We start from the raw sequence: 21,094 nt of genomic DNA on the forward strand, positions 1-21,094 counted from the left end.
CTAGCCTTAGTCTATTAGGCTAGGGCTTTTTTTGTTTATATGCGCATCTTCCAAAGAATTCATCAAAAATTAAACTGGTCAGGTCGACGTTACATGGCAGTCATATTGAGTATTTTTGCGATTGGGTATATTGCTTCGGCAATTTATCACACTGTAAAACCACTCCCAAAAGGACTGGATTTTACTGGACAACTGCGCCATGCCAATGTGAAATTTTTAGCGGATCAAACTTATATTGATATACAAGGTCAGCAACAAGTTGATCAGCATATTTTCAAAGAAGTATTCCAACTGATTGATCAAGCACAAACCACGATCGTGCTAGATATGTTTCTATTTAATCAGGAAGTTGGTGAATCAAAGGTAAAGCAATTTCCATTGATGCAACAACTCACTGATGCGTTAATTCTGAAACGTAAACGTTACCCCGCAATTCAAATCGTTGTGATTACAGATCCAATTAACTCGGTTTATGGTGGAATAACGCCTCAACACTATCGTCAGCTTCGTCAAGCAGGCGTAGATGTGATAGAAACAGATTTAAAACCTTTGCGTGCTTCAAATCCATTGTGGTCGGGTTTTTGGTATATCTGTTGTCAAAATTTAGGCAATAATCCTGAAGGTGGTTGGTTAAGTAATCCCTTTGGGAAGGATAAAGTGACCTTACGTAGTTATTTAGAATTGTTAAATTTTAAAGCCAATCATCGTAAAACCTTAGTGGTCGATACGGCTCAAGGCTGGAAGAGTTTAGTGACCTCAGCGAATCCTCATGATGGAAGTTCACATCATAGTAATGTCGCACTGGTCGTGGATGGCCCAACCGCGATTGATGTATTACAAACTGAGCAAACCGTCGCGAATATGTCACAAGGTTCAAGCCCTTTTGTGATTATGGGTGGGCTGGTGGAAGATAAGCGCTTGCCACAGGTGCAGCTACTGACTGAAAAAGCCATTTATGATGCGGTGTTGAAGATGATTCAATCTGCAAAAAGTGAAGAGCATTTGGACATAGCTATGTTCTATCTGTCTGAGCGAAATATTATTGAGGCATTAAAACAGGCTAAACAGCGTGGTGTAAATATCCGTATCATGCTTGATCCAAATAAAGATGCATTTGGTCGTCAAAAGAATGGTATTCCAAATCGCCAAGTGGCTTCAGAACTGAATGCGGCAGGCATTCCAATTCGTTGGTGTGATACCCATGGTGAACAATGCCATAGTAAAATGCTACTCAAATATAACGCTCAGCAAGCTGAGTTGATGCTAGGTTCAGCGAACTTCACCGCACGTAACCTGAAGAATTATAATCTTGAGACAGACATGCGCGTTTTAGGTTCGGCACAAGCACAGGTCTTTAAAGATGCAGGACAGTATTTTGATGCTGCTTGGAGTAATGTGAATGGTCGTCAGATCACGGTTGATTATGTAAAATATGCTGATGAGTCAAAAGTGAAATACTGGCTCTATCGTTTTATGGAGTGGTCGGGCTTATCGACTTTCTAAAAGAAAGAGGCTTTAAGCCTCTTTTTTTTATTGCGGATTGGGTGGAATCAATTGATCTAAGTCCTTATCAGCCAATTGATCTAATTCACTTAAATCCATTTTGATTTTCCACTTGCTTTCATCTTCCACAGGCGTTGGAAGTCGTGCTTCCAGCCAGTCACACACTACATCAGGACTAAACTCAGCATGATTACACTGGATTACCCAAGCCAGAAAATCTTTGGCTTCACCATTCATGTAGGGTGGCGGTGAAACAGGAAAGAACTGGGTTGGCAGGCGTTCATTGGTGGATAAATAATTCAGTACATGCCCAAGTTCCTGAACGGTTTGCCATGCCAAAGGATGCTCAACATCAATATTGAACTTAAACCACCATGCATGTTGCTCGTCTGTGCCATGTGCAATGATTCTTTCCTTTTGCACGCTTGGAATTTTAGAAAAGAAATCGTAAAGACGATCAAAATTCATTTCAGACACAGAACCGCTCCAATACTAAAAAAAAGATATTAACATACTTAAGTTAAGCTTCATTCAACATCAGCTCATCTTGTAAATTTTACTGGTTGTCGAAAAAAATATTATTACTACAGTGCTGGTGTTTTTCTGTACTAAACTAATTGTAGAAATCATTTTGAGGCACTAGAAATGAGGAAAAATAAACTTCAAATTTTGAGTTTAACTTTGGCGGTCAGTGCTTTGCCAGCCTTAAGCTACGCAAATAACTGGAGCGGCTATCGAGGAGTTGAACGTCGTCCATATCATGAATCTCAACAAACTTACCAACCTCCAGCTCAAGACCCTTTTGCGTTCTCAAATCAGCGTTTTACACCTACAGCAGCACCACCGAAGGGGTATTATTATCAACCCTACCAAAATAATCACTACTCTTACCAATATCGCCCAAGTGTCAGTATTGAATATTATCCTGAGACTCACTCTGAACATACATATCGCCGAGAGACATTTGTAGTCGGAAATGAGTTACCAAATGAGTTTCGGAGTGAGCGTTATGTGATCCGAGATTGGGATTATTATTCTTTGCGCGAACCACCACGTGGACGTCATTGGGTGATGATTGATGGAAGATATTTTTTAGTGACTGATGATAATTTTAGAATAGAAATTATTCGATGAGCTTTAATACCTTAGGTTGAGATATCTCCATAGTTTCTCAGTATTGATTACAAAGTTTTGCAATCTCATTCGTTTTATTCATGGTTTCTCCTAGAGTTTTGCTTAATCTGAGTTCAGATCAAAACAGAGGATCAAACAATGAAAAAGACAGTTATGTTGTTGGTATCAAGTTTAATGTTTGGTGCATCTGCTTCAGCAATGGCAGATTCAAATCGTTGGAACAATCATCACGACTATAAAGATCGTTATGAGCAGCGTTACGATCGAAATGACCACCGAAATGATCATAGAAATCCACCGCGATGGTCAAATGCAGATCGTGGAAACCATTATGGACAACGAGTAAACTTTAAACGTGGCGAGCGTTTACCTTCAGAGTTCCGTAGCAACCGATATATGATTTCCAACTATCGTATGCACCGTTTATATGAACCACCACGTGGTTATCACTGGATGCAGGTACAGGGCAAATATGTATTGGTGGATTCCAAATATCGTGTGTTCCGTGTTGCATAAAATACCTAAGAAAAAGCAGGCGAAATGCCTGCTTTTTTTATTTATGCAAGTTCGTCATCTTGTGGTCGTGGTGTCTTATTTGCAGGAAGTTGTTGTTCATGATCTTTACCACGAATCACCGATGGATAGTTCCACGAAGCAAAACGCACCACTAAAATCGCTAGGGCGAGGATTAAAATAGAACCCGTAATAATCACCTGATCCATTGAGGCTTTATGATTATGTTGAATATCTGCAATCAAGAGGCGAGTAAGTGCAGTGATTGCCACATAAATCAAAAAGCGCACGGGCATGTGATTGGTCTTGAAATAAATACCAACCATCGCGCCCAGTTCAAGATAGATAAATAACAGCAGAATATCGTCAATGCTTGCGTATTGCTTAACGGTCAAAATTTCAATCACCGTGTGCACGGCTGACCATGCGATCATACAGCCGATAATAAACAGCGCCAGATAATGAAATGCTTCAACTGCATAGTGACCTAAGCGGTCGAATAGACGTTGCAGGTCTTCAAGTTTCTCTTTTGAACTAGACATGGAAATTTAATGTACTCAACATGATCATGAAAATGGATGCAATTTTTATGCTGATTTTATTATAGCCATAAAAAAACTGCCTAAACCAAATGATTTAGGCAGTTTTTAAAACCGAACTAGAATTAAGCTTGGTTTGTGAAGTAATCTTCGCTGAAGTTCATGATTAAGTCAGAACCAGCTTTAATCTTCGCAAGGCGAGAATCAAGTTCTGGCAAAATACGGTCAACAAAGTACTGTGCCAAAGCAAGTTTGTTTTGGTAGAAATCACCAGACTTATCTTTTGCAGCAGCAGCAATCTTAGCAAACATATAAGCAAAGCTAAGTAGACCAACTGCGCTTAAGTAATCTACTGCAGCAGCATTCGGGAAGTCTACATTTTCAGCAGCTTGCTCAATAATGAATTGAGTGATTGCTTCAATTTCAGTTGCAGCATCTAAAGTTGCATCTTTAATGAAGTTTAAGTCAGTGTCTAATGAATTGGCAAAATCACGGATCTCAGCAATATATTCAGCAATAAACGCACCGCCACACTTAATGGTTTTACGACCAATTAAGTCTTGAGATTGAACGCCGTTGGTGCCTTCGTAAATTTGAGAAATACGAAGATCACGGATACATTGTTCCATACCCCATTCACGGATAAAACCATGACCGCCAAATACCATTTGTGCATCTAAAGTGGCTTGGAATGCAGTATCTGTGAGGTAAGCTTTTGCAATTGGTGTTAACAGCGCAACACGGTCATTGGCTTTCTTCACTGCTTCTGCATCAGTAGAGAATTTAGTGATATCAAGCTGTTGACCTACATATACTGCAAATGCACGAGATGCTTCATTATTTGCACGTACATTCAATAACATACGACGAACATCACCGTGAACTAAGATGCTATCCGCAGGTTTACTTGGAGATTTAACACCAGAAGCACTACGACCTTGTAAACGATCAGTCGCATATTGAGCTGCATTTTGGTAAGCAAATTCAGAAGCACCAAGACCTTGGATACCCATTGATAAACGTTCATAGTTCATCATCACGAACATTGCTGCAAGACCTTCGTTTTCTTTACCAACGAGATAACCTTTTGCAGCATCAAAATTCATCACGCAAGTTGCAGATGCCTTGATCCCCATTTTATGTTCGATTGAGCCAGGAGCAACAGGGTTACGCTCACCTAAAGAACCATCTGCATTTACAATGTATTTCGGTACGATGAATAAAGAAATACCACGTGAACCCGCAGGTGCATCAGGTGTTTTTGCAAGAACTAAGTGAATGATGTTTTCAGCGAGGTCGTGATCACCACCTGTGATGAAAATCTTAGTCCCTGTAATGTTATACGTACCATCTTCGTTGCGTTCAGCTTTGGTTTTAATAATTCCTAAATCTGTACCTGCATGCGGTTCAGTTAAGCACATCGTACCTGACCATTCGCCAGAGTAGATTTTAGGTAAATAAGTTTCTTTTTGCTCTTGAGATGCATAGCTGTTTAATGCCATACCTGCACCCACAGAAAGAAGCGGGTAGAGCAAGAATGATGGATTGGTTGCGAATAACATCTCATCAGCAAGAACAGTCAGCATTTTTGGCATTGCCTGACCGCCCCATTCCTCATCAGCGCCTAAGCCGATCCAGCCACCTTCAGCGTATTGACGGAATGCTTCTTTAAAGCCTGCTGGTGTGAATACTTCACCGTTAACCCAACGCGCGCCTTCTTCATCACCAGTACGGTTAAGTGGGTGAGTTACGTTTTGAGCAAATTTAGCCATTTCTTCTAAAATTGCTTCAGCAGTTGCAGCATCTACATGAGCAAGATTCTCATTAGACTGCCAAAATTGTTCTGCTTTAAATACATCATTTAAGATGAATTTCATGTCTGCTAAAGGTGCATTGTAAATTGGCATAATCGTTCCTTTTTACGCACAGGTTATGTGCAAAGTGATTAAATAAAACGAACAAACAAATTGAATAGTTTAAATTTAGCATTGATTAAACAAAAAAAGGACGGTCAAAACTGACCAGTCCTTTTTTTGTGATGAACGTTGCATCTCACTCTAATCTATGATTAGAACGCGAAGTGTTCCGCATCAAGTTCAAACAATGGCGCAACACCAGTTGAAAGTACATCTACATGCGAGCGAACACGTGGCAAAATCTTCTTGAAGTAGAAGCGAGCAGTCGTTACTTTTGCATTGTAGAAGTCAACGTCAGTGGTGCCTTCAGCCAGTTTCTCCTGAGCAACCAATGCCATACGAGCCCATAGGTAAGCAAGCGTTACATAGCCAGAGAAATACATGTAATCAACTGCAGCTGCACCAACTTCATCAGGGTTTTGCATTGCGCGCATACCGATTTGCATCGTGATGTCGCCCCACTCTTTGTTTGCAGCAGCTAAAGGTGCAACAAATTCTTGCATTGCTGCGTTGTCTTTGTTTGCTTCAACAAATTTATGGATGATCTTGGTGAAGTCTTTTAACATTGCACCTTGAGTTTGCAATACTTTACGACCTAACAAGTCAAGTGCTTGAATTTCAGTTGTTCCTTCGTATAAGCAAGCAATACGTGTATCACGTACGATTTGCTCCATACCGTGCTCAGAAATAAAGCCGTGACCACCAAATACTTGCACACCGTGGTTTGCAGATTCGTAACCAGTTTCAGTTAAGAATGCTTTTGCAATTGGAGTCAATAAAGACAAGATGTTGTCAGAGAATTTACGATCTTCTTCAGTTGCACCTTGTTCAACGATATCTGCGTGTAGAGACAACAGATACACTAGTGCGCGACCACCTTCTGCAAATGCTTTCTGGGTCAACAGCATGTTACGTACCGCAGGATGCACAATGATTGGATCTGCTTCTTTTTCAGGCGCTTTAGGACCAGAAAGTGAACGCATTGCTAAACGATCTTTCGCATATGCTAAAGCACCTTGGAAAGAACCTTCAGATGCAGCAAGACCTTGAACGGCTGTACCAATACGTGCAGTGTTCATGAATGTGAACATGCAGTTTAGGCCGCGGTTTTCTGGTCCGATCAAGTAACCTTTTGCTTTATCAAAGTTGATCACACAAGTTGCGTTACCATGGATACCCATTTTGTGTTCGATCGAACCACAACGTACAGCATTGCGCTCGCCAACTGAACCGTCAGCATTGACATGGAACTTAGGTACGATAAACAGCGAGATACCTTTGGTGCCTTTAGGTGCACCAGGAAGACGTGCAAGAACAATATGGACAATGTTCTCTGCCATGTCATGTTCACCAGCAGAGATAAAGATTTTCTCGCCAGAGATTGCATAGCTGCCGTCTGCTTGTGGTTCAGCTTTGGTGCGGATAATACCCAAGTCAGAACCTGCATGTGATTCAGTAAGACACATGGTACCTGTCCAAACACCAGATACTAGGTTGGGTAAATAAGTTGCTTTTTGTTCATCTGAACCGTGATGTTCTAAAGTACGTACCGCACCATGAGAAAGACCAGGGTACATACCCCAAGACCAGTTGGCAGTACCTACCATTTCTGAAATCACGTTACCTAGAGAAACAGGTAGACCTTGACCGCCATATTGCTCTTCAGCAGAAAGAGATGGGAAACCAAGTTCGATATATTTTTGATACGCTTCTTTAAAGCCTGTAGGTGTTGTAACAACACCATCATTCCAAGTACAACCTTCACGATCGCCTGATTGGTTGATAGGAGAAAGTTCATTCTCACAGAAATCAGCTGCTGCTTCTAAATATTGATCAACCAATTCGCGGCTTACGGTGCCTTGAAATGCAGGAAGTTTTGCGTAATGTGCTTCAGCATTTAATAATTCGTGCAATACGAACTGCATATCACGTAAGGGTGCTTTGTATTGTGGCATAGCATTTTCCTCAATACTGGTTAAACCAGAGTTATAATCTTAGTCAATGATAAATGTGCCCAATGGCAGCATTTTGTACCGCTAATCGTGCAGCAAGTCATCGTTCGGTACAAGCTTTAACAGGGCATTTCTTAGTGACTGTAAAGTCAAAGATAATGCTTAAATTATTTTAAAGCGTATTGATTGTAGGCAGTTTGCGTTGAATTCGCTCGTAATAATATGCAAAAAATCGTAAGCAGCTGTGTAATTAAAAATAATTGACTCTGCAAATAAATTAAAAGGCGCTTGAGGCGCCTTGATAACGAAATAATATTATGTTCTTAGATAGGTTTAACGTTTGAATTGTGATTTCTCAGGCGTAAAGCGAACGTCACAAGTACCTTCAATCACACGATTATTCCACTGAACATTCACACGCTCACCGATGCGTTTACCCTGACAGGCTTTCTCGATCTGTGCTCTCTGTAGTCGATGTTCTTCACGCATTTGTTCTCGTTGTTCTTCACGTTGTTCGCGTTTAGCTTGCCATTCTGCACGTTGTTCTGGGGTTAGCGGTTGACGTTGCATTTCGTGGCGGTGGCGATCATGATTCATTCCTTGTTCTGAAGGTGTTACTTGGCAGGCAGCCAAACCTAAAACAGAACCGAGAAGAGTTGTCATTAATACGATTTTTGTCTTGTTCATTATTTTATCCTGCGCAGTCAATTAAGATTCGATTGTTAAAGATTAGATAATAAAGATGAAGAAAGAATGGAGAGTTTTTTTGAACCATGTTGGTTACAATCCATAAATAGAACACTATTGAGATTTCGCTTTTGAATGTTCGTCGCATGCCTTTAGCCATACGTTTATTTTTAACGCTATTACTGACTACCTTAGTGATTGCAACAATCAGTTTAGGGGTATTGCATTGGACCATGCAAAAGAACTTCGCACGTTATGTTGCAGATGTGGAAATGCAAAAATTAGATCGTTTGATTGCGAATCTAGGTAATGTTTATACGGTTTATCATGACTGGGGAAATGCCATTCAGGCGCAGATTTTACAAATTGAAGGGAACGCAGCACCTGATGATTATGATCGTTTGTCTCAGTGGTGGTTGCGCCGTCAGTATGATATTGCCTTACAACAACGTTATTTTAATGACCATACCTTATTAACGCTTTCCCCCACTTTAGCTCAAAACAACACCGAAATAAAAAATCGTCAGATTTTTAATGATGAAGAATTAAAGATTCTTAAACAAAATTTACCCTCAGAATATCAACCCTTTGAAGGCTTACGTTTTCCTTTGAGTCCGAGCCAATTTCGGTTAAAGAAAGATGCGAAAGATGACAAGCAAGAGACTAAATCTAGTTCATCATCTGAACACGTTAAAAAGCGTTTTGTATCAATTCCAGATCGTTTAGGTTTAAGTTCAAGACTGTCTTTATATGATGAAAAACACCAATTTATTGTGGGCGAACCTGCAACTGATCAAATAGCCTACCGTCCAATTCTGGTCGATCAAAAAGTTGTGGGTTATCTCGGCTTAAAACCCGTATTGGATCAGGATGATGCATCAAGTATCAATTTCTTTAGTAATCAAAAGCGTTATTTGCTTTTAGTTTATGCCTTAACCGTGCTTTCTAGTCTGGTGGCGGCATTATTGATGGCAACTTATTTTAAAAAGCCAATTCAACGTTTGCTCAATGCGACGTTGGAATTAACGCGTGGCAACTACCAGCATCAGGTAGTGATTAAACGCAATGATGAGTTGGGGGATTTATCGAATCAACTGAATCATTTGGCTGATATTTTGCATCAGCATGAAGAGTCTCGCCGTCAATGGGTCGCAGATACTTCTCACGAATTAAAAACGCCTTTGGCTGTGTTACAAGCACAGATTGAAGCGATGCAGGATGGAATTCGTAAAGCAACACCCGAGCATCTTGATGCAATGATGCGTCAAGTGAGTAGTTTAAAGAAGCTAACACAAGATTTGGCTGATTTGGCACAGGCAGATGCGCAGCAGTTGAAATGCTATTTTGCTGAAGTCAATCCATGGGATGTCGTACTGCAAGAAGTTGAGAATTTTAAACCTACATTTGAACAAAAGCAGTTTGATGTTTCACTCTCAGGCGAAGGAATAAGCCTATCTTTAGATCGAGATCGTTTTAAACAGATCATTGTTAACTTGCTTGGAAATTGTGTACGTTACACAGAACAAGGTGGAAAAATACAGATTCATACTCAACAAAATGAGCATGAATGGATATTGTATGTGGATGATAGTCCATTTGGGGTAAGTGATGAGCAGTTGGCGCGTTTAGGCGAGCGTTTCTATCGTGTGGATGATTCACGTACACGTAGCACTGGCGGAACGGGTTTAGGTTTGGCTTTGTCTTGTAAACTTGCGCAGGCTTTAGGTGGTTCACTTACTTTTAATCATTCACCTTTAGGTGGATTGCGTTGTGTGCTGACTTTCCCAAAATTAATTAAATAACTTTTTTGATCCTCTTTGCTTGAGGATAATGGATAGGATGAAAACCATGAAGCATATTATGTTGGTTGAAGATGAAGTTGAACTAGCGCAGTTGGTTCGTGATTATTTAGAAGCGGCTGGTTTTGAGGTCAGTATGTTTCATGATGGTCAGGATGCTTATACCCAGTTTCAACAACGTAAACCTAGTCTCATGATTTTAGACTTGATGGTTCCTCGTATGGATGGTTTAACCATTTGCCGTAAAGTACGTGAACAATCTGATTTACCGATTATTATGGTAACTGCGCGTACTGAAGAAATTGATCGTGTTCTAGGCTTAAATATGGGGGCAGATGACTATATTTGTAAACCATTTAGTCCGAAAGAGTTGGTTGCACGTGTACAAGCTGTTTTACGTCGTTTAGAGCGTAAGGCAGAACCTGATCAAAATGATTTATTTCGTATCGATAAAGCACAGCAACGTATTTGGTATCAACAAAAAGCATTAACTTTAACACCGACTGAATTCCGTTTATTGGAATTATTTTTGGAGCATCTCGGTCAAGTCTATTCACGTGCCCAATTATTAGATCATATTAACCCAGATAGTTTTGATGTGGCAGATCGTGTAATTGACAGTCATATTAAAAATCTTCGTCGGAAAATTACTGAAGCTGCTGAAACGGGTAATCGTCATGAATGGATTCAAGCGGTTTATGGTGTAGGTTATCGTTTTGAATATCCTGATGAGTAAAATATAAAAGCCCTTTTGTAAATAAAGGGCTTTTTATTAAATAATAAATTGTCATTATAATTATAAGTAGCTATTATTTGTTCAAAGTCAATATATGACTTTTATTAAGTCCTAAATTTAAAAATTTAGATAATAATTTTATTATAAAAGGGGTGTCAAATGTTTAAAAAAACATTGTTAGTTTTAGCTTGTTCAGCCATTTTAACTGCTTGTGGTGGAGGCGGTGATTCATCATCAAATAATGGTCCTAATAATCCTGAAAATCCAGCTATTCCAGCATCAGATCTGGATAAGGCAAAGCAATTGGTAGATACAACAAATACTATTATTAGTTATTTTGATAGTTTTGATGGATTGCAATCACAATACCAGCCAACATTTGATGCAATTAGTGATGCTGGTAGTGATATCGGTAATGCTAGTAGCTTGATTTTGACTTTAGCTTCATTGGCACAACAAGATGCGCAGAATTCAACTCGTGAATATAATGCGGCTCAATTAGAAGCATTATTGAAAGAAGATTCAACGTATGGGGAATATTACTATCCTGATTATCAGTTGAGTAATAATACCCTTAAAGTCAGTGTGACACCGAATTCAGTGACTGTAACAGGTGGTGTTACAGCTAAGTATTGGACAGATTATGTTTGGGACTATAAAGCTCAGACAGGTCATGATGTTTTTGGTGATGAAGCCAACGTGACTGTAACCAATTTGAAATTAGAAGCACCATTCTCAGCATCTCAATCAACTTACGATTTTAAATTGGTTGCTGGTGGGAAAATTGCCACTAAGAATGTTGTGAGTAAAAAAGAAGCAATTTTAGCAGTAAATAGTGATAGTACGGCTCAAGTCGTTTATAACAATCCAGCAAAATTGGGTGATCGTTCTAGTGATCAACTTCCTAATACTGCGCAATTTAAGTTTTCGAATGTTGTATTGACTGCTGTAGGTACAGGCGCAGAGTTGAGTTTAACTGAGTTTTCAAGTAAGGCGACGCAAGTTCAATTTAAAGATGGTTTAAGTACATCCACAGAAATTATTCCTACTGAACTGAACTTAAAAGGTAAGGCTGTTGCTGGAACTGAGAACCTGAACTTAGATGCAAGCATTAAATTAAACAATGATTTGTCAAAACAGATTGATGTGACTAATGGTGAATCTGCTGCAGCATTTATCAATGCGGACCTTAATGTGAAACTCAGTGGTAATGTCAAGGGTGGTGGCACAAGTATTAAACCATTTAGTGTTGATTTAACTGCTAAACGTAATGAGTATCAAAAAGGTACAGCAACGATTAAAGTTGCTGTAGATAAAGATGCGCTTACGGCTGACTTTAAAACAGATAATTTGATTGGTAATGATCCTAATGCGGCGCATGAGCCAACTGTATGGGCAAAACTGTCTCATGCCAATGGTGCTTATGTTGAAATTGCTGATCTTGATAAGTTTACGTCAGCACAGATTAAAGTGGGTAACACCTCATACGCTACAGTAAGCAAAGTCTCAAATAACGTATATTCTGCAAAATTCATAGATAATACTGTTAAAGCGATTGCACCATAATCATGAAAAGGAGAGGGGGAGTAATATCCCCTTTTTTTTATGCTCAAAAAAAGTCTAGCTGTATTGGGAATGCTAATGCCTTTCTATTCCAATGCCCAGGAAAAAATCTATTATCAAGTACAGGCAGATGTATATAGCCAACCTTTGTCGATTCAAGCATTTACAGATGATTGGGATGACCCAAACTTTAAATCGGGAAAAAATGCATTTGCCCATGGCCTAATGCAGTTGGGTGTTAAACAGGGACAATGGGATTTTAGCTGGATTTGGCGTTACGATTATGTACTGCGATTTAGTCCAGACACTGCGAAATTATATTATCAAGTTAAAAATGATCAACTGATTGATGCCAATACCCAATATAATTTGCAACTTGAGGCACAGCACGTTGATACGGTTGGGTCACGTTTTGCCTACAACTGGCAACTTTCACCTAACTGGAACCTGATCACAGGTGCAACCGTACTGATTGGCCGACATTATGTTGATGGACAAGTAAATGCTTTGGCTCAAACCACAAATCAACAACAATTGATGGAGCGTGTGAAGTGGCTCAATGGTCAAATTGACTATAGTTATGACCAGCCTGCATTAAAAGAAGACAAAATGGGCTGGAATGAGCGTGCAAATCAGGGTTATGGTTTTGCATTTGATACTTCATTACAAGGGACAATTGCGAATCACTGGAAAGTAAATATCAATATTCAGGATGCTTTAGCCTATTTATATTGGCAGGATGCACCCTACACCCAATACCAGATTGCTTATGATCAGGATCAGCGTCCCCGATTTGATATTCAGGGACAATTTAATAAGTATCATCAATATACGCAGAAACTGCCTTTTAAAATTTATACTGATTTCAATTATCAGTCAGATCAAAATTGGCGTTTAGGTATGAGTTCAATCAGCAATCAATATAGTAGTCTTTGGCAATTAAACGCTTATTGGGATAGAGGTGTACAATGGGGAATCCATTTTGAACCACAGACTCATGCCTTGGGGTTATCAATTCAACATGATTATTTTGGTGTGAAATATATTGCAGATGATCTAAATACCAATCAGGCTAAGAGAATGGGTGCACAATTATTTGCGCAATATCAATGGTAGAGGCTAAGCAAAATAATAATCCACATCTAGACTTAAGCCTAGCGTAAACAATTGTCTAATATTGGCTGCGTTAAAGGGGCGGTGATGTGGATTTTCAATATGTCCTGTTGCACTGACACCGAGTGAATATTGGGTATTAAAAAAGTTGCTGTAAGGTATTTTGATAAGGTCGTAACTGTTCCAATACATCAGCAATATGCTCATTCAGTTTTAATGAATCTCGATCGGCCTTGTTGCACAAATAGCTAACATTATGATTTTATTATATTTATTTTTATTAAAATTTAAAAAAACCCTTAAAAATTAGTATCTTGCAAAATATTTATGCAGCAAGGCCACAGTGAAATAAAAATATTCACTGTAGCTTTGTTGTTGTGACACTATTTTTGACTCTTAAATGAACAACTCACCTGAACCGCGATAGCGGCACTAAGTAAATCAAAATTATTCGGAATTAAGATGAACAACTTACCATCACCTCAGGCACATCACTTGGTAAAGGTGCAGTATCTTGTTCAGTTTCCAACTCTGGCTGTTTTTGATAAGGCTGATTGAGGAGCTTAAATAAACGATCAACTTCACTAAAATCACCACGTTTGGCTTGTTCAATCGCTTTTTGTGCCATGTGGTTGCGTAAAATATAATGAGGATTAGCGCTTTGCATAACTCGATCTAATTCGTCTGTATCTTGAGTTTTGCGAATCTCCTGATATTGATGGAGAAAAGCATCAAACTGACGTAGATCTAAGCAATCATCACGGAGTGTTTTATATTCCTTGTTCTGTAGGCGAATAAAACTTTGCGTATAGTCGAGTTGTTCCGTTTGCAAAATTCGTAAAAATGCAAAACTGCAATCTAAACTGTCTTTATGAAAATGGGGGAGTCCCATCTTCTCGCAGAGTCCTTGACCATAATGATGTAAAAAGATTGGTTCAAATTGTTCTAAGCAAGTCGCTAAATCTTGTTTGAATTGTTCTCTATGCTCAGGTGTGGCTAACGATATGAGATTGTTCAACCATGTCCATAGATTCCAGTGTCCAATACTTGGCTGATTCTGGTAGGTATAGCGACCCTGATAGTCAGAGTGGTTGTTAATCCAGTTTGGTCGAAAGCGTTCCATAAATCCATAAGGACCAAAATCTAAGGTTGAGCCTGTAATATTAAGATTATCGGTATTCATTACACCATGCGCAAAACCAACTAATTGCCATTTGGCGATCATGATTGCTGTACGTTCAATGACAGCTTTAGCGAAACCCAGAACAGGGTTCTCAGCTTCTAGGCATTCTGGATAATGCCATTCGATACACTTTTGCGTAAATTCAGTTAAAAGTTCAGGTGCATATTGATTGATCCACTCAAAATGCCCGAAACGGATATGACAATCCGAAGTGCGTAATAGCATTGCGCCAAGTTCTAAAGTCTCACGCTGTACGCCTTGTGCTGATGTAGTGAAACCGACTGCATGACTAGATGCTACGCCAAGCGCATTCAGTGCATGACCTGCTAGATATTCACGAATCACTGAGCGCAGTACCGCACGACCATCACCCATACGAGAGTAGGGCGTTGAACCTGCACCTTTCAGATGTAGATCAATCGTTTGTCCATGTTGATTTAGAATTTGTCCAATCAATAAACCACGCCCATCACCTAATTGACCTGCCCATTGTCCAAACTGATGTCCTGCATAGACCATGGCCAAAGGGGAAAATTCGGCAAAGGTTTTTTGCCCGCTACAAATCTCGACCCAGTTGGCTTTGTCTTCATCACTCCATTGCAGCTCATTTGCCAAAGCCTCATTGAAATGACCTGCTTTTGCACCACGTAAAGGACTTGGTTGCTGTTGATGATAAAGCTTTGAATTGAGAGATGAATAGCGAGGATTGAAATGCATGGGTCAATATCATGGCAAGAAGCTGAATGATGACTATAACAAAGATAAGTCTAAAATAGTGAATTGTGATTATGAACTGAGTCTTTAAATAGGCATAAAAAATGGCCTCTAAAGAGACCATTTTATTGAGTATTTTTTATTCTGAAACTGGTGCTTTTTTGATATTACGCACTAAAGTTTCTAGACATTCACGATGGTGTGCAAGGCGATGTTCAAGCAGTTGGAAATCAACTTTAAGCTTATGATCCATTTGATGGATTTTTTCAGCCATTGCCGCTTTTTTTGCTTGTAGCTCTTGCTCTTTTAACTTCGCCCAATCGTTTAGAGTTAATGTAAAAGCCTCATATTCTTGAGCAATACGTTGTTTCATCTGAGCAATATCAGTGTTCACATCGTGACCATAAATTGCGAGGTCTTGTTCAGCATATTTAAACTTCATCGCAAGCTCTGCTTTTTGGATATTAAAGCTTGGAATACGACGTAAGTTTTTCGCTAAGCCTAACTTGGAACTTGTCCAAATTAGCCATTTGGTAGGGTCATATTGCCACCATTTAACACCATTACGGTAATCGTATTGGAAAATATGGTGATAGTTATGATAGCCCTCACCCCAAGTGAGAATCGCTAGGATAAAATTATCACGTGCGGTATTTTCGTCAGTATAAGGGCGTTTACCCCACATATGACATAAAGAGTTAATGAAGAAGGTGACATGATGGCTAAGGAATAAACGAACTAAACCACCCAAAAGTAGCACACCCCAGATATCACCAACTAACCAACCGACAGGCAACAAAATACCTGCATGGACAGCAATCACTAAAGGAACATAATATTTATCTTGGAACATGACTAATTTGTCGTTTAACAAATCAGGTGCATTTTTATAATTTGGTTCAGCAGCAGGGTAGTTACGTAACATCCAACCCATATGTGCATACCAGAATCCATTATTAATCGAATATGGATCTTGGTCTACATCGTCAACATGACGGTGATGTGTACGATGACCTGAAGCCCAAAATAAGATACTATTTTGAACTGCAAAAGTACCCATAATCATAAGAATGATTTTTAAAGGTAGGGTTGCTTCATAAGCACGGTGTGCCCATAAGCGATGATAGCCAGCAGTGATACCTAAACTGCTTACACCTAGTAAGACAAACATGCTAATCCATGCGCCCATACTAAAGTCATGATAATAGGTATAAATTGGAATCGAAATGAGCGCAACAACTGGCAAGAATACCAGTGCGAAAATTGCAATCCAATTAATGGGTGCTTTCTTGAGTGGGGCGGAAGTCATATCCGTCAGCGCTCCTAAAAACCTTGTTTACACAAGATATAAAAACCAAACGAGATAGCAAAACCAATCATGACGATATATTGCTATTTTATGCTCGATATTAGCATGCTCAGATTAGATAACACTAGTATTATTCTACAGTTGTACTGAAAGAACAGTAACAGAATTCGTTTGTTGAATTAATCAATAAATTAAAAGGCGAAATAAATCAATGTCAGAACAAATAAGCGTGAAAAATACAATTTATTCTTTGAATAAGTTTTTTCACAAAACTTTAATATTATCTTGTGCTTTGCTACTTACTGCATGCCAAAGTAAACCGACACAGATCACTAAAAATAGCTTACATCCCAAACGTGTAAGTGAATTGCCTCCTATGCAAGTTCGTAAAAGCAACGATGGTATTCAAGAGGTGAATTGGCAAATAACCATGATTCAAAATAAACGTGCTTTATTCTTCAATCAATACCCAAGTTTTATGCTGAATTCAGTGACTAAAACCATTTCAGGTCATACGGGCTGCAATAACATTTATGGAAGTTATCAATATGATCTTAGCCAAAGGAAAATGAGTTTTGATGTGAGAGCGCAGCACTTAAGTTGTGATAAAGCATTAGCACAAGAAGCAGATCTGATGGATGCGATGCAGCGGATTGAACGTTTCCAAATTGAAGGGACGAATTTGTATTTATTAGATGCGAAAGGGCAGCGTTTAATTCAGGCGCAATCTAAAAAATAAAATTAGTTGTCGGAATAAATTCCATACTTTTATAAAGTTAGATGTTGCAACATGGTACTCGGGAAATCGGTGATTAACCCTTGAATGCCCAATTGTTGTAGATGTTTGGCACGTTCAACGTCATTAACTGTCCAGACACTCACAGCAAGTTCGGCTTGCTGTGTAAACTGAATGATTTGATCAGTTGCCAGTTGATCTTTCCAACCAATTTGGTGGCACTCATATTGTTGAGCAAGCTCGATTGCGTATTCCCCAATTGGAATTTCAACCAACAGACCACGTTTAAAATGACTTTGATGTTGTTGTAATGCCGCTAAAATTTTTACATCAAAACTCGTGATTGTGGCAGTTTGTTCAAAGCCGATTAAATCTTGGTGTAATTGTAGAATTAAACGCTCAGCCGCTGCTTCATCTGTAACTGCTTTAATTTCAACTTCAATATGTTCAAAATCAGTTAAACAACCCATTACATGGGGCAGGCTAGGAGTGTATTCTTCAAATCCCCACGCCTGCCATTGATGGCGATGATCAAATTGCTGAGCTTCAGACAAATTACAGCTTTCAACATGCTGTGATTTACCCGTGGTACGAACAAAATCATCATCATGAATCACCACCAATTGGTCATCTTTGAGTTGACGCACGTCAAACTCGACAGCTCGTACCCCTAGATCATGCAAATAACGAAAACCGCCCAAAGTATTTTCAGGCGCTTCGCCGCGTGCACCACGATGACCAATAATTCGCATTTTGATTTACCTTAAAATAATTATGCTTGATCAATACTATCATTAATGTTTTTTTGCCAAAGCACTTCGCTGCCACCCTCGGCACGCTGTAAACTGCGTGAAGCCACAAACAACCAGTCTGATAAACGATTGAGTAATTGTAAAGCGGTTGCCTGAATATTTTGATCGCGTGTATGCACCGACATCAAGGCACGCTCAGCACGACGGCAGACAGCACGCGCCTGATGCGCATAACTACAGGCCAAAGTGCCTGATGGGAGGATAAAATCTTTCAGCATTGGCAGAGATTCATTCATGTGATCAATTTCTTTTTCGAGAAACTCGATACAAATTGGTTGGAGTAAATGATAGTTTGGAATACAAACTTCACCACCTAAATCAAATAACCAATGTTGGATCAAGCTTAAACTTTTATCCCAATCAGCTTTATTTTCAATTTGAGATACACTGATTTGTGCTCTTAATACGCCAATAGTGGCATTGAGTTCATCTACATCACCTAGCGCATGAATTCGTAAGTCATCTTTAGCGACTCGTGAGCCATCCCCAAGTCCTGTTGTGCCTGAATCACCTGTACGTGTATAGATTTTACTTAAACGATGTCCCATGAAGCTGTCCTACAAATAAAAAGGGGATAATGTCGGTCAGAACATTACCCCGAAATTGGAGTTAAGAAAATATTTTTATTGTCTAGATTGCACGATTAATAACGAAGAGTGACACCCACAGAAGCTTGGCGACCACCGTTTACATACCAACCATCACCAAAATTATCAGCAGTTCTGTACTCAACATCACCCATATTCTCAATATTACTGAAAACTTTAATATTAGGGTTGATATTCCAGTACATGTTTAAATCAACGGTTGCATAACCAGGAGCTTTAACTTTATTGGCATTATCTGCATAAATATCTGAGCGTGCGATAATTGAGGCGCTTATTCCATAAATTGAATTTTCAAGTCCAGTCGTTAAAGTGAGGGTCTGTTTAGGCTTATATGCAACTCTCAGATCAGTCTTTTTATCTTTTGAATCAACATAAGCGTATTCTGTGTTTAGGAATAGGTCATCTTTTTTCCATTTAAGACCTAGCTCACCACCATTGATTTCAGCTTTATCTATGTTGATATACGTTGAGTTCGGGCTTGAGTATTTATAGCTGATTAAATTTTTTATTTCAGTATGGTAAGCAGATAAAAAGGCATTTAGGTTTTGCCCAATTCTTTGATCTACACCAATTTCATAGGAAATACTTTCTTCTGGTTTGAGATCAGGATTACCATAGGTATTTCCATAGGACTTTTCTGAAAAATAATAGAGTTCTGTCAGGGATGGTGCTTTAAAAGCTGATCCGATATTGGCATAAATACTTGTTTCGGGTAATACTTGATAACGAACAGCTCCTTGACCGATTGTATGTGTACCGAATAGTTCATTATCTTCAGTACGAACACCAACCTGAGTATTTAGCTTATCTGTCTTATACTGATGTTGAACATAATAACCGGTAGAATCGATACTTTGTTTTTTATCTTTTACATCATTACTTTTAAAATCTGATTTTAGATAAGTTACACCTGCGAGTAGATTATTCTTAGAGTCTATATTCCAGTTTAAGTTTAGATCACCTTCATTGTTTTCTGTATCAAAGTGGTCTGGATCACTATCTTTTACTTGTTGGTTATCAATAAAGTTTGAATAGCGTGCAGATAATGTAAGGTTCTCAGTAACACCATATTGAATGCTTGAATTAATTAGGCGATTCTCAAATATACGCTCTGCATTATTTTTGCTGATCATGTAATTGTAGAATTGACTCAGCCCTTCATTCTGACTGATTGACAGGTCAGTTTTAATATTCTTTTTATTGTCGTAACCTACTTTCGCACTATAACCTTTCTGATCATAAGCGGCTTTTTGATCTTTGCTTTGATTATCTAGAACTCGTGTTCCATCACTTTCTAGACGTTGTCCTCTAATTTGTGCATAAAAACCATCTTGAATAAGGTCAACTCCAGCAATGGCTTTATAGGTATTATTTTCCCCATAGATACCTGTAATAAAACCGCTATTTTTTGTTGGAGTTGAGGTTATCATTTGAGCCACTCCACCAATTGCCTCTGTTCCATATTGTACAGAGGCTGGACCTTTAAGAATTTCTATCCGTTCAAGATCAGATGAATCAAGAAATGATGGATAAATTGCAGCAAGGTGGTTTTGGCTATTTAGACGAGCGCCATCTTTTAATATGATAGTGTGATTTGGTCGAGTTCCACGAATTGAGATTTCCGTGATCTGACCTATTCCGCCACTTTGTTTGACAAAAACAGAAGGATCACGCTGAATTAAATCTGATAAGTTGAGAGCAGGATTCTTTTCAATCGTTTTTTGATCAATCACAGTCAGACGTGCAGGAACATTCTTTAACTTTTCTTCAGAACGAGATGCCGTCACAACAATCGTATCTAGCGTCGCAGTTTTCGCGCTTGATTGATCTTGAGCAAAAGTAGTTGAAGAAAACCCCATCGCAATAGCGATAGCACCAACTAAACGTGTCGGTTGAAAAATAGTAGACATGATGTCGCTCCATACATTCACCCGTCGTGAATGTTAAAGTGGAAATAAACAACAAGCAGGTCTCCGGACTTCACTATATCATCACAATTGTGATGCTATTAATCATCTTCCCACATCATTCAGATGCAGTGATTTGGCGTTTAGCTAAGATTAATAATTCGGTGTTACCGTTGCGAGGGCAGTGTTGGACTTACACCAACTTCCCTATAAGCAAAAGAATGTGCTTTAGACTTGTTGCGAGATGATGCGAAGTATAGAGTGTTCACGTTTTTTAAACAATTGCATTTGGAAATGAACTTTGACCAAAGTATGTCAAATTGCTTTACAATGTGAGAGTAGTAAATAGTCATCTCAAATTGGACATCAA

Annotated in this window: 19 protein-coding genes and 1 riboswitch; of the genes, 8 read left to right on the top strand and 11 right to left on the bottom strand. The window is 39.0% G+C overall.

Features of this window, described 5'->3' with window-relative positions; translation table 11 throughout:
* Positions 1-39: 39 nt before the first annotated feature.
* Positions 40-1,503: a phospholipase D family protein gene (locus tag NO346_RS12325; protein ID WP_256415336.1), complete on the top strand. Its 1,464-nt coding sequence runs from the start codon at positions 40-42 to the stop codon at positions 1,501-1,503.
* A gap of 27 nt (positions 1,504-1,530) precedes the next feature.
* On the opposite strand, the gene NO346_RS12330 is transcribed toward NO346_RS12325, so the two are convergent.
* Positions 1,531-1,980 carry a hypothetical protein gene (locus NO346_RS12330; RefSeq protein WP_256415337.1) on the bottom strand — a complete coding sequence of 150 codons (450 nt, stop codon included), beginning with the start codon at positions 1,978-1,980 and terminating at the stop codon, positions 1,531-1,533.
* 168 nt (positions 1,981-2,148) lie between these two features.
* Between NO346_RS12330 and NO346_RS12335 the strand changes: the two genes are divergently transcribed.
* Entirely contained in the window at positions 2,149-2,637 is a 489-nt protein-coding gene (locus NO346_RS12335) for an RcnB family protein (RefSeq protein ID WP_256415338.1), read from the top strand.
* Between the two features lie 138 nt (positions 2,638-2,775).
* A complete protein-coding gene (locus NO346_RS12340) occupies positions 2,776-3,153 on the top strand; it encodes an RcnB family protein (protein WP_256415339.1) in 378 nt (125 codons plus the stop codon).
* Positions 3,154-3,194: 41 nt separating this feature from the next.
* On the opposite strand, the gene NO346_RS12345 is transcribed toward NO346_RS12340, so the two are convergent.
* The 4 genes from NO346_RS12345 to NO346_RS12360 all read right to left on the bottom strand — a co-directional run bounded on the left by NO346_RS12345 (position 3,195) and on the right by NO346_RS12360 (position 8,244).
* The gene (locus NO346_RS12345; protein ID WP_005162200.1) at positions 3,195-3,692 is read right to left on the bottom strand and encodes a phosphate-starvation-inducible protein PsiE; all 498 of its coding nucleotides are present in this window, start codon (positions 3,690-3,692) and stop codon (positions 3,195-3,197) included.
* 122 nt (positions 3,693-3,814) lie between these two features.
* Positions 3,815-5,596 (bottom strand): acyl-CoA dehydrogenase C-terminal domain-containing protein, encoded by a 1,782-nt coding sequence (locus tag NO346_RS12350; protein WP_087547077.1) that lies wholly within the window; start codon positions 5,594-5,596, stop codon positions 3,815-3,817.
* A gap of 161 nt (positions 5,597-5,757) precedes the next feature.
* Positions 5,758-7,560, bottom strand: a complete 1,803-nt coding sequence (locus tag NO346_RS12355; RefSeq protein WP_256415340.1) for an acyl-CoA dehydrogenase C-terminal domain-containing protein — start codon at positions 7,558-7,560, stop codon at positions 5,758-5,760.
* Positions 7,561-7,890: 330 nt separating this feature from the next.
* The gene (locus tag NO346_RS12360; protein WP_050041422.1) at positions 7,891-8,244 is read right to left on the bottom strand and encodes a heavy-metal resistance; all 354 of its coding nucleotides are present in this window, start codon (positions 8,242-8,244) and stop codon (positions 7,891-7,893) included.
* Between the two features lie 131 nt (positions 8,245-8,375).
* Between NO346_RS12360 and baeS the strand changes: the two genes are divergently transcribed.
* From baeS to NO346_RS12380, 4 genes are all read left to right on the top strand, one after another.
* Positions 8,376-10,046: a sensor histidine kinase efflux regulator BaeS gene (gene baeS, locus NO346_RS12365; RefSeq protein WP_256415341.1), complete on the top strand. Its 1,671-nt coding sequence runs from the start codon at positions 8,376-8,378 to the stop codon at positions 10,044-10,046.
* 46 nt (positions 10,047-10,092) lie between these two features.
* The gene (locus NO346_RS12370; RefSeq protein ID WP_004664800.1) at positions 10,093-10,779 is read left to right on the top strand and encodes a response regulator; all 687 of its coding nucleotides are present in this window, start codon (positions 10,093-10,095) and stop codon (positions 10,777-10,779) included.
* A gap of 159 nt (positions 10,780-10,938) precedes the next feature.
* Positions 10,939-12,345 (top strand): hypothetical protein, encoded by a 1,407-nt coding sequence (locus tag NO346_RS12375; protein ID WP_256415342.1) that lies wholly within the window; start codon positions 10,939-10,941, stop codon positions 12,343-12,345.
* 39 nt (positions 12,346-12,384) lie between these two features.
* Entirely contained in the window at positions 12,385-13,458 is a 1,074-nt protein-coding gene (locus tag NO346_RS12380; RefSeq protein WP_256415343.1) for a hypothetical protein, read from the top strand.
* A gap of 3 nt (positions 13,459-13,461) precedes the next feature.
* On the opposite strand, the gene NO346_RS12385 is transcribed toward NO346_RS12380, so the two are convergent.
* From NO346_RS12385 to NO346_RS12395, 3 genes are all read right to left on the bottom strand, one after another.
* Positions 13,462-13,647, bottom strand: coding sequence for a hypothetical protein (locus NO346_RS12385; RefSeq protein ID WP_256415344.1), 186 nt, complete (start codon positions 13,645-13,647; stop codon positions 13,462-13,464).
* A gap of 265 nt (positions 13,648-13,912) precedes the next feature.
* Positions 13,913-15,355, bottom strand: a complete 1,443-nt coding sequence (locus NO346_RS12390; protein WP_256415345.1) for a YdiU family protein — start codon at positions 15,353-15,355, stop codon at positions 13,913-13,915.
* Positions 15,356-15,491: 136 nt separating this feature from the next.
* Positions 15,492-16,661 (bottom strand): acyl-CoA desaturase, encoded by a 1,170-nt coding sequence (locus NO346_RS12395; RefSeq protein ID WP_005162177.1) that lies wholly within the window; start codon positions 16,659-16,661, stop codon positions 15,492-15,494.
* Positions 16,662-16,872: 211 nt separating this feature from the next.
* On the opposite strand from NO346_RS12395, the gene NO346_RS12400 reads away from it, so the two are divergent.
* On the top strand, positions 16,873-17,400 hold the full coding sequence (locus NO346_RS12400) for an META domain-containing protein (protein ID WP_256415346.1): 528 nt from the start codon (positions 16,873-16,875) through the stop codon (positions 17,398-17,400).
* A 29-nt stretch (positions 17,401-17,429) separates the two neighbouring features.
* Here the strand turns inward: NO346_RS12400 and NO346_RS12405 are convergent, their stop codons facing one another.
* The 3 genes from NO346_RS12405 to NO346_RS12415 form a co-directional block, all read right to left on the bottom strand.
* Positions 17,430-18,149 (bottom strand): glycerophosphodiester phosphodiesterase, encoded by a 720-nt coding sequence (locus tag NO346_RS12405; RefSeq protein WP_256415347.1) that lies wholly within the window; start codon positions 18,147-18,149, stop codon positions 17,430-17,432.
* Positions 18,150-18,169: 20 nt separating this feature from the next.
* Complete coding sequence (locus NO346_RS12410) at positions 18,170-18,757, bottom strand: cob(I)yrinic acid a,c-diamide adenosyltransferase (protein WP_256415348.1); 588 nt, start codon at positions 18,755-18,757, stop codon at positions 18,170-18,172.
* 95 nt (positions 18,758-18,852) lie between these two features.
* Entirely contained in the window at positions 18,853-20,727 is a 1,875-nt protein-coding gene (locus tag NO346_RS12415; RefSeq protein ID WP_256415349.1) for a TonB-dependent siderophore receptor, read from the bottom strand.
* Positions 20,728-20,763: 36 nt separating this feature from the next.
* Positions 20,764-20,977, bottom strand: a riboswitch (cobalamin riboswitch).
* Between the last annotated feature and the right edge of the window lie 117 nt (positions 20,978-21,094).

The organism is Acinetobacter sp. 5862, assembly GCF_024494585.1.
Lineage (GTDB): Bacteria > Pseudomonadota > Gammaproteobacteria > Pseudomonadales > Moraxellaceae > Acinetobacter.

Coding starts and splice junctions, on each gene's coding strand:
- NO346_RS12325 (WP_256415336.1), top strand. CDS start 40: ATGCGCATCTTCCAAAGAATTCATCAAAAATTAAACTGGTCAGGTCGA.
- NO346_RS12335 (WP_256415338.1), top strand. CDS start 2,149: ATGAGGAAAAATAAACTTCAAATTTTGAGTTTAACTTTGGCGGTCAGT.
- NO346_RS12340 (WP_256415339.1), top strand. CDS start 2,776: ATGAAAAAGACAGTTATGTTGTTGGTATCAAGTTTAATGTTTGGTGCA.
- NO346_RS12345 (WP_005162200.1), bottom strand. CDS start 3,692: ATGTCTAGTTCAAAAGAGAAACTTGAAGACCTGCAACGTCTATTCGAC.
- NO346_RS12350 (WP_087547077.1), bottom strand. CDS start 5,596: ATGCCAATTTACAATGCACCTTTAGCAGACATGAAATTCATCTTAAAT.
- NO346_RS12355 (WP_256415340.1), bottom strand. CDS start 7,560: ATGCCACAATACAAAGCACCCTTACGTGATATGCAGTTCGTATTGCAC.
- NO346_RS12360 (WP_050041422.1), bottom strand. CDS start 8,244: ATGAACAAGACAAAAATCGTATTAATGACAACTCTTCTCGGTTCTGTT.
- NO346_RS12370 (WP_004664800.1), top strand. CDS start 10,093: ATGAAGCATATTATGTTGGTTGAAGATGAAGTTGAACTAGCGCAGTTG.
- NO346_RS12375 (WP_256415342.1), top strand. CDS start 10,939: ATGTTTAAAAAAACATTGTTAGTTTTAGCTTGTTCAGCCATTTTAACT.
- NO346_RS12380 (WP_256415343.1), top strand. CDS start 12,385: ATGCTCAAAAAAAGTCTAGCTGTATTGGGAATGCTAATGCCTTTCTAT.
- NO346_RS12385 (WP_256415344.1), bottom strand. CDS start 13,647: ATGTATTGGAACAGTTACGACCTTATCAAAATACCTTACAGCAACTTT.
- NO346_RS12390 (WP_256415345.1), bottom strand. CDS start 15,355: ATGCATTTCAATCCTCGCTATTCATCTCTCAATTCAAAGCTTTATCAT.
- NO346_RS12395 (WP_005162177.1), bottom strand. CDS start 16,661: ATGACTTCCGCCCCACTCAAGAAAGCACCCATTAATTGGATTGCAATT.
- NO346_RS12400 (WP_256415346.1), top strand. CDS start 16,873: ATGTCAGAACAAATAAGCGTGAAAAATACAATTTATTCTTTGAATAAG.
- NO346_RS12405 (WP_256415347.1), bottom strand. CDS start 18,149: ATGCGAATTATTGGTCATCGTGGTGCACGCGGCGAAGCGCCTGAAAAT.
- NO346_RS12410 (WP_256415348.1), bottom strand. CDS start 18,757: ATGGGACATCGTTTAAGTAAAATCTATACACGTACAGGTGATTCAGGC.
- NO346_RS12415 (WP_256415349.1), bottom strand. CDS start 20,727: ATGTCTACTATTTTTCAACCGACACGTTTAGTTGGTGCTATCGCTATT.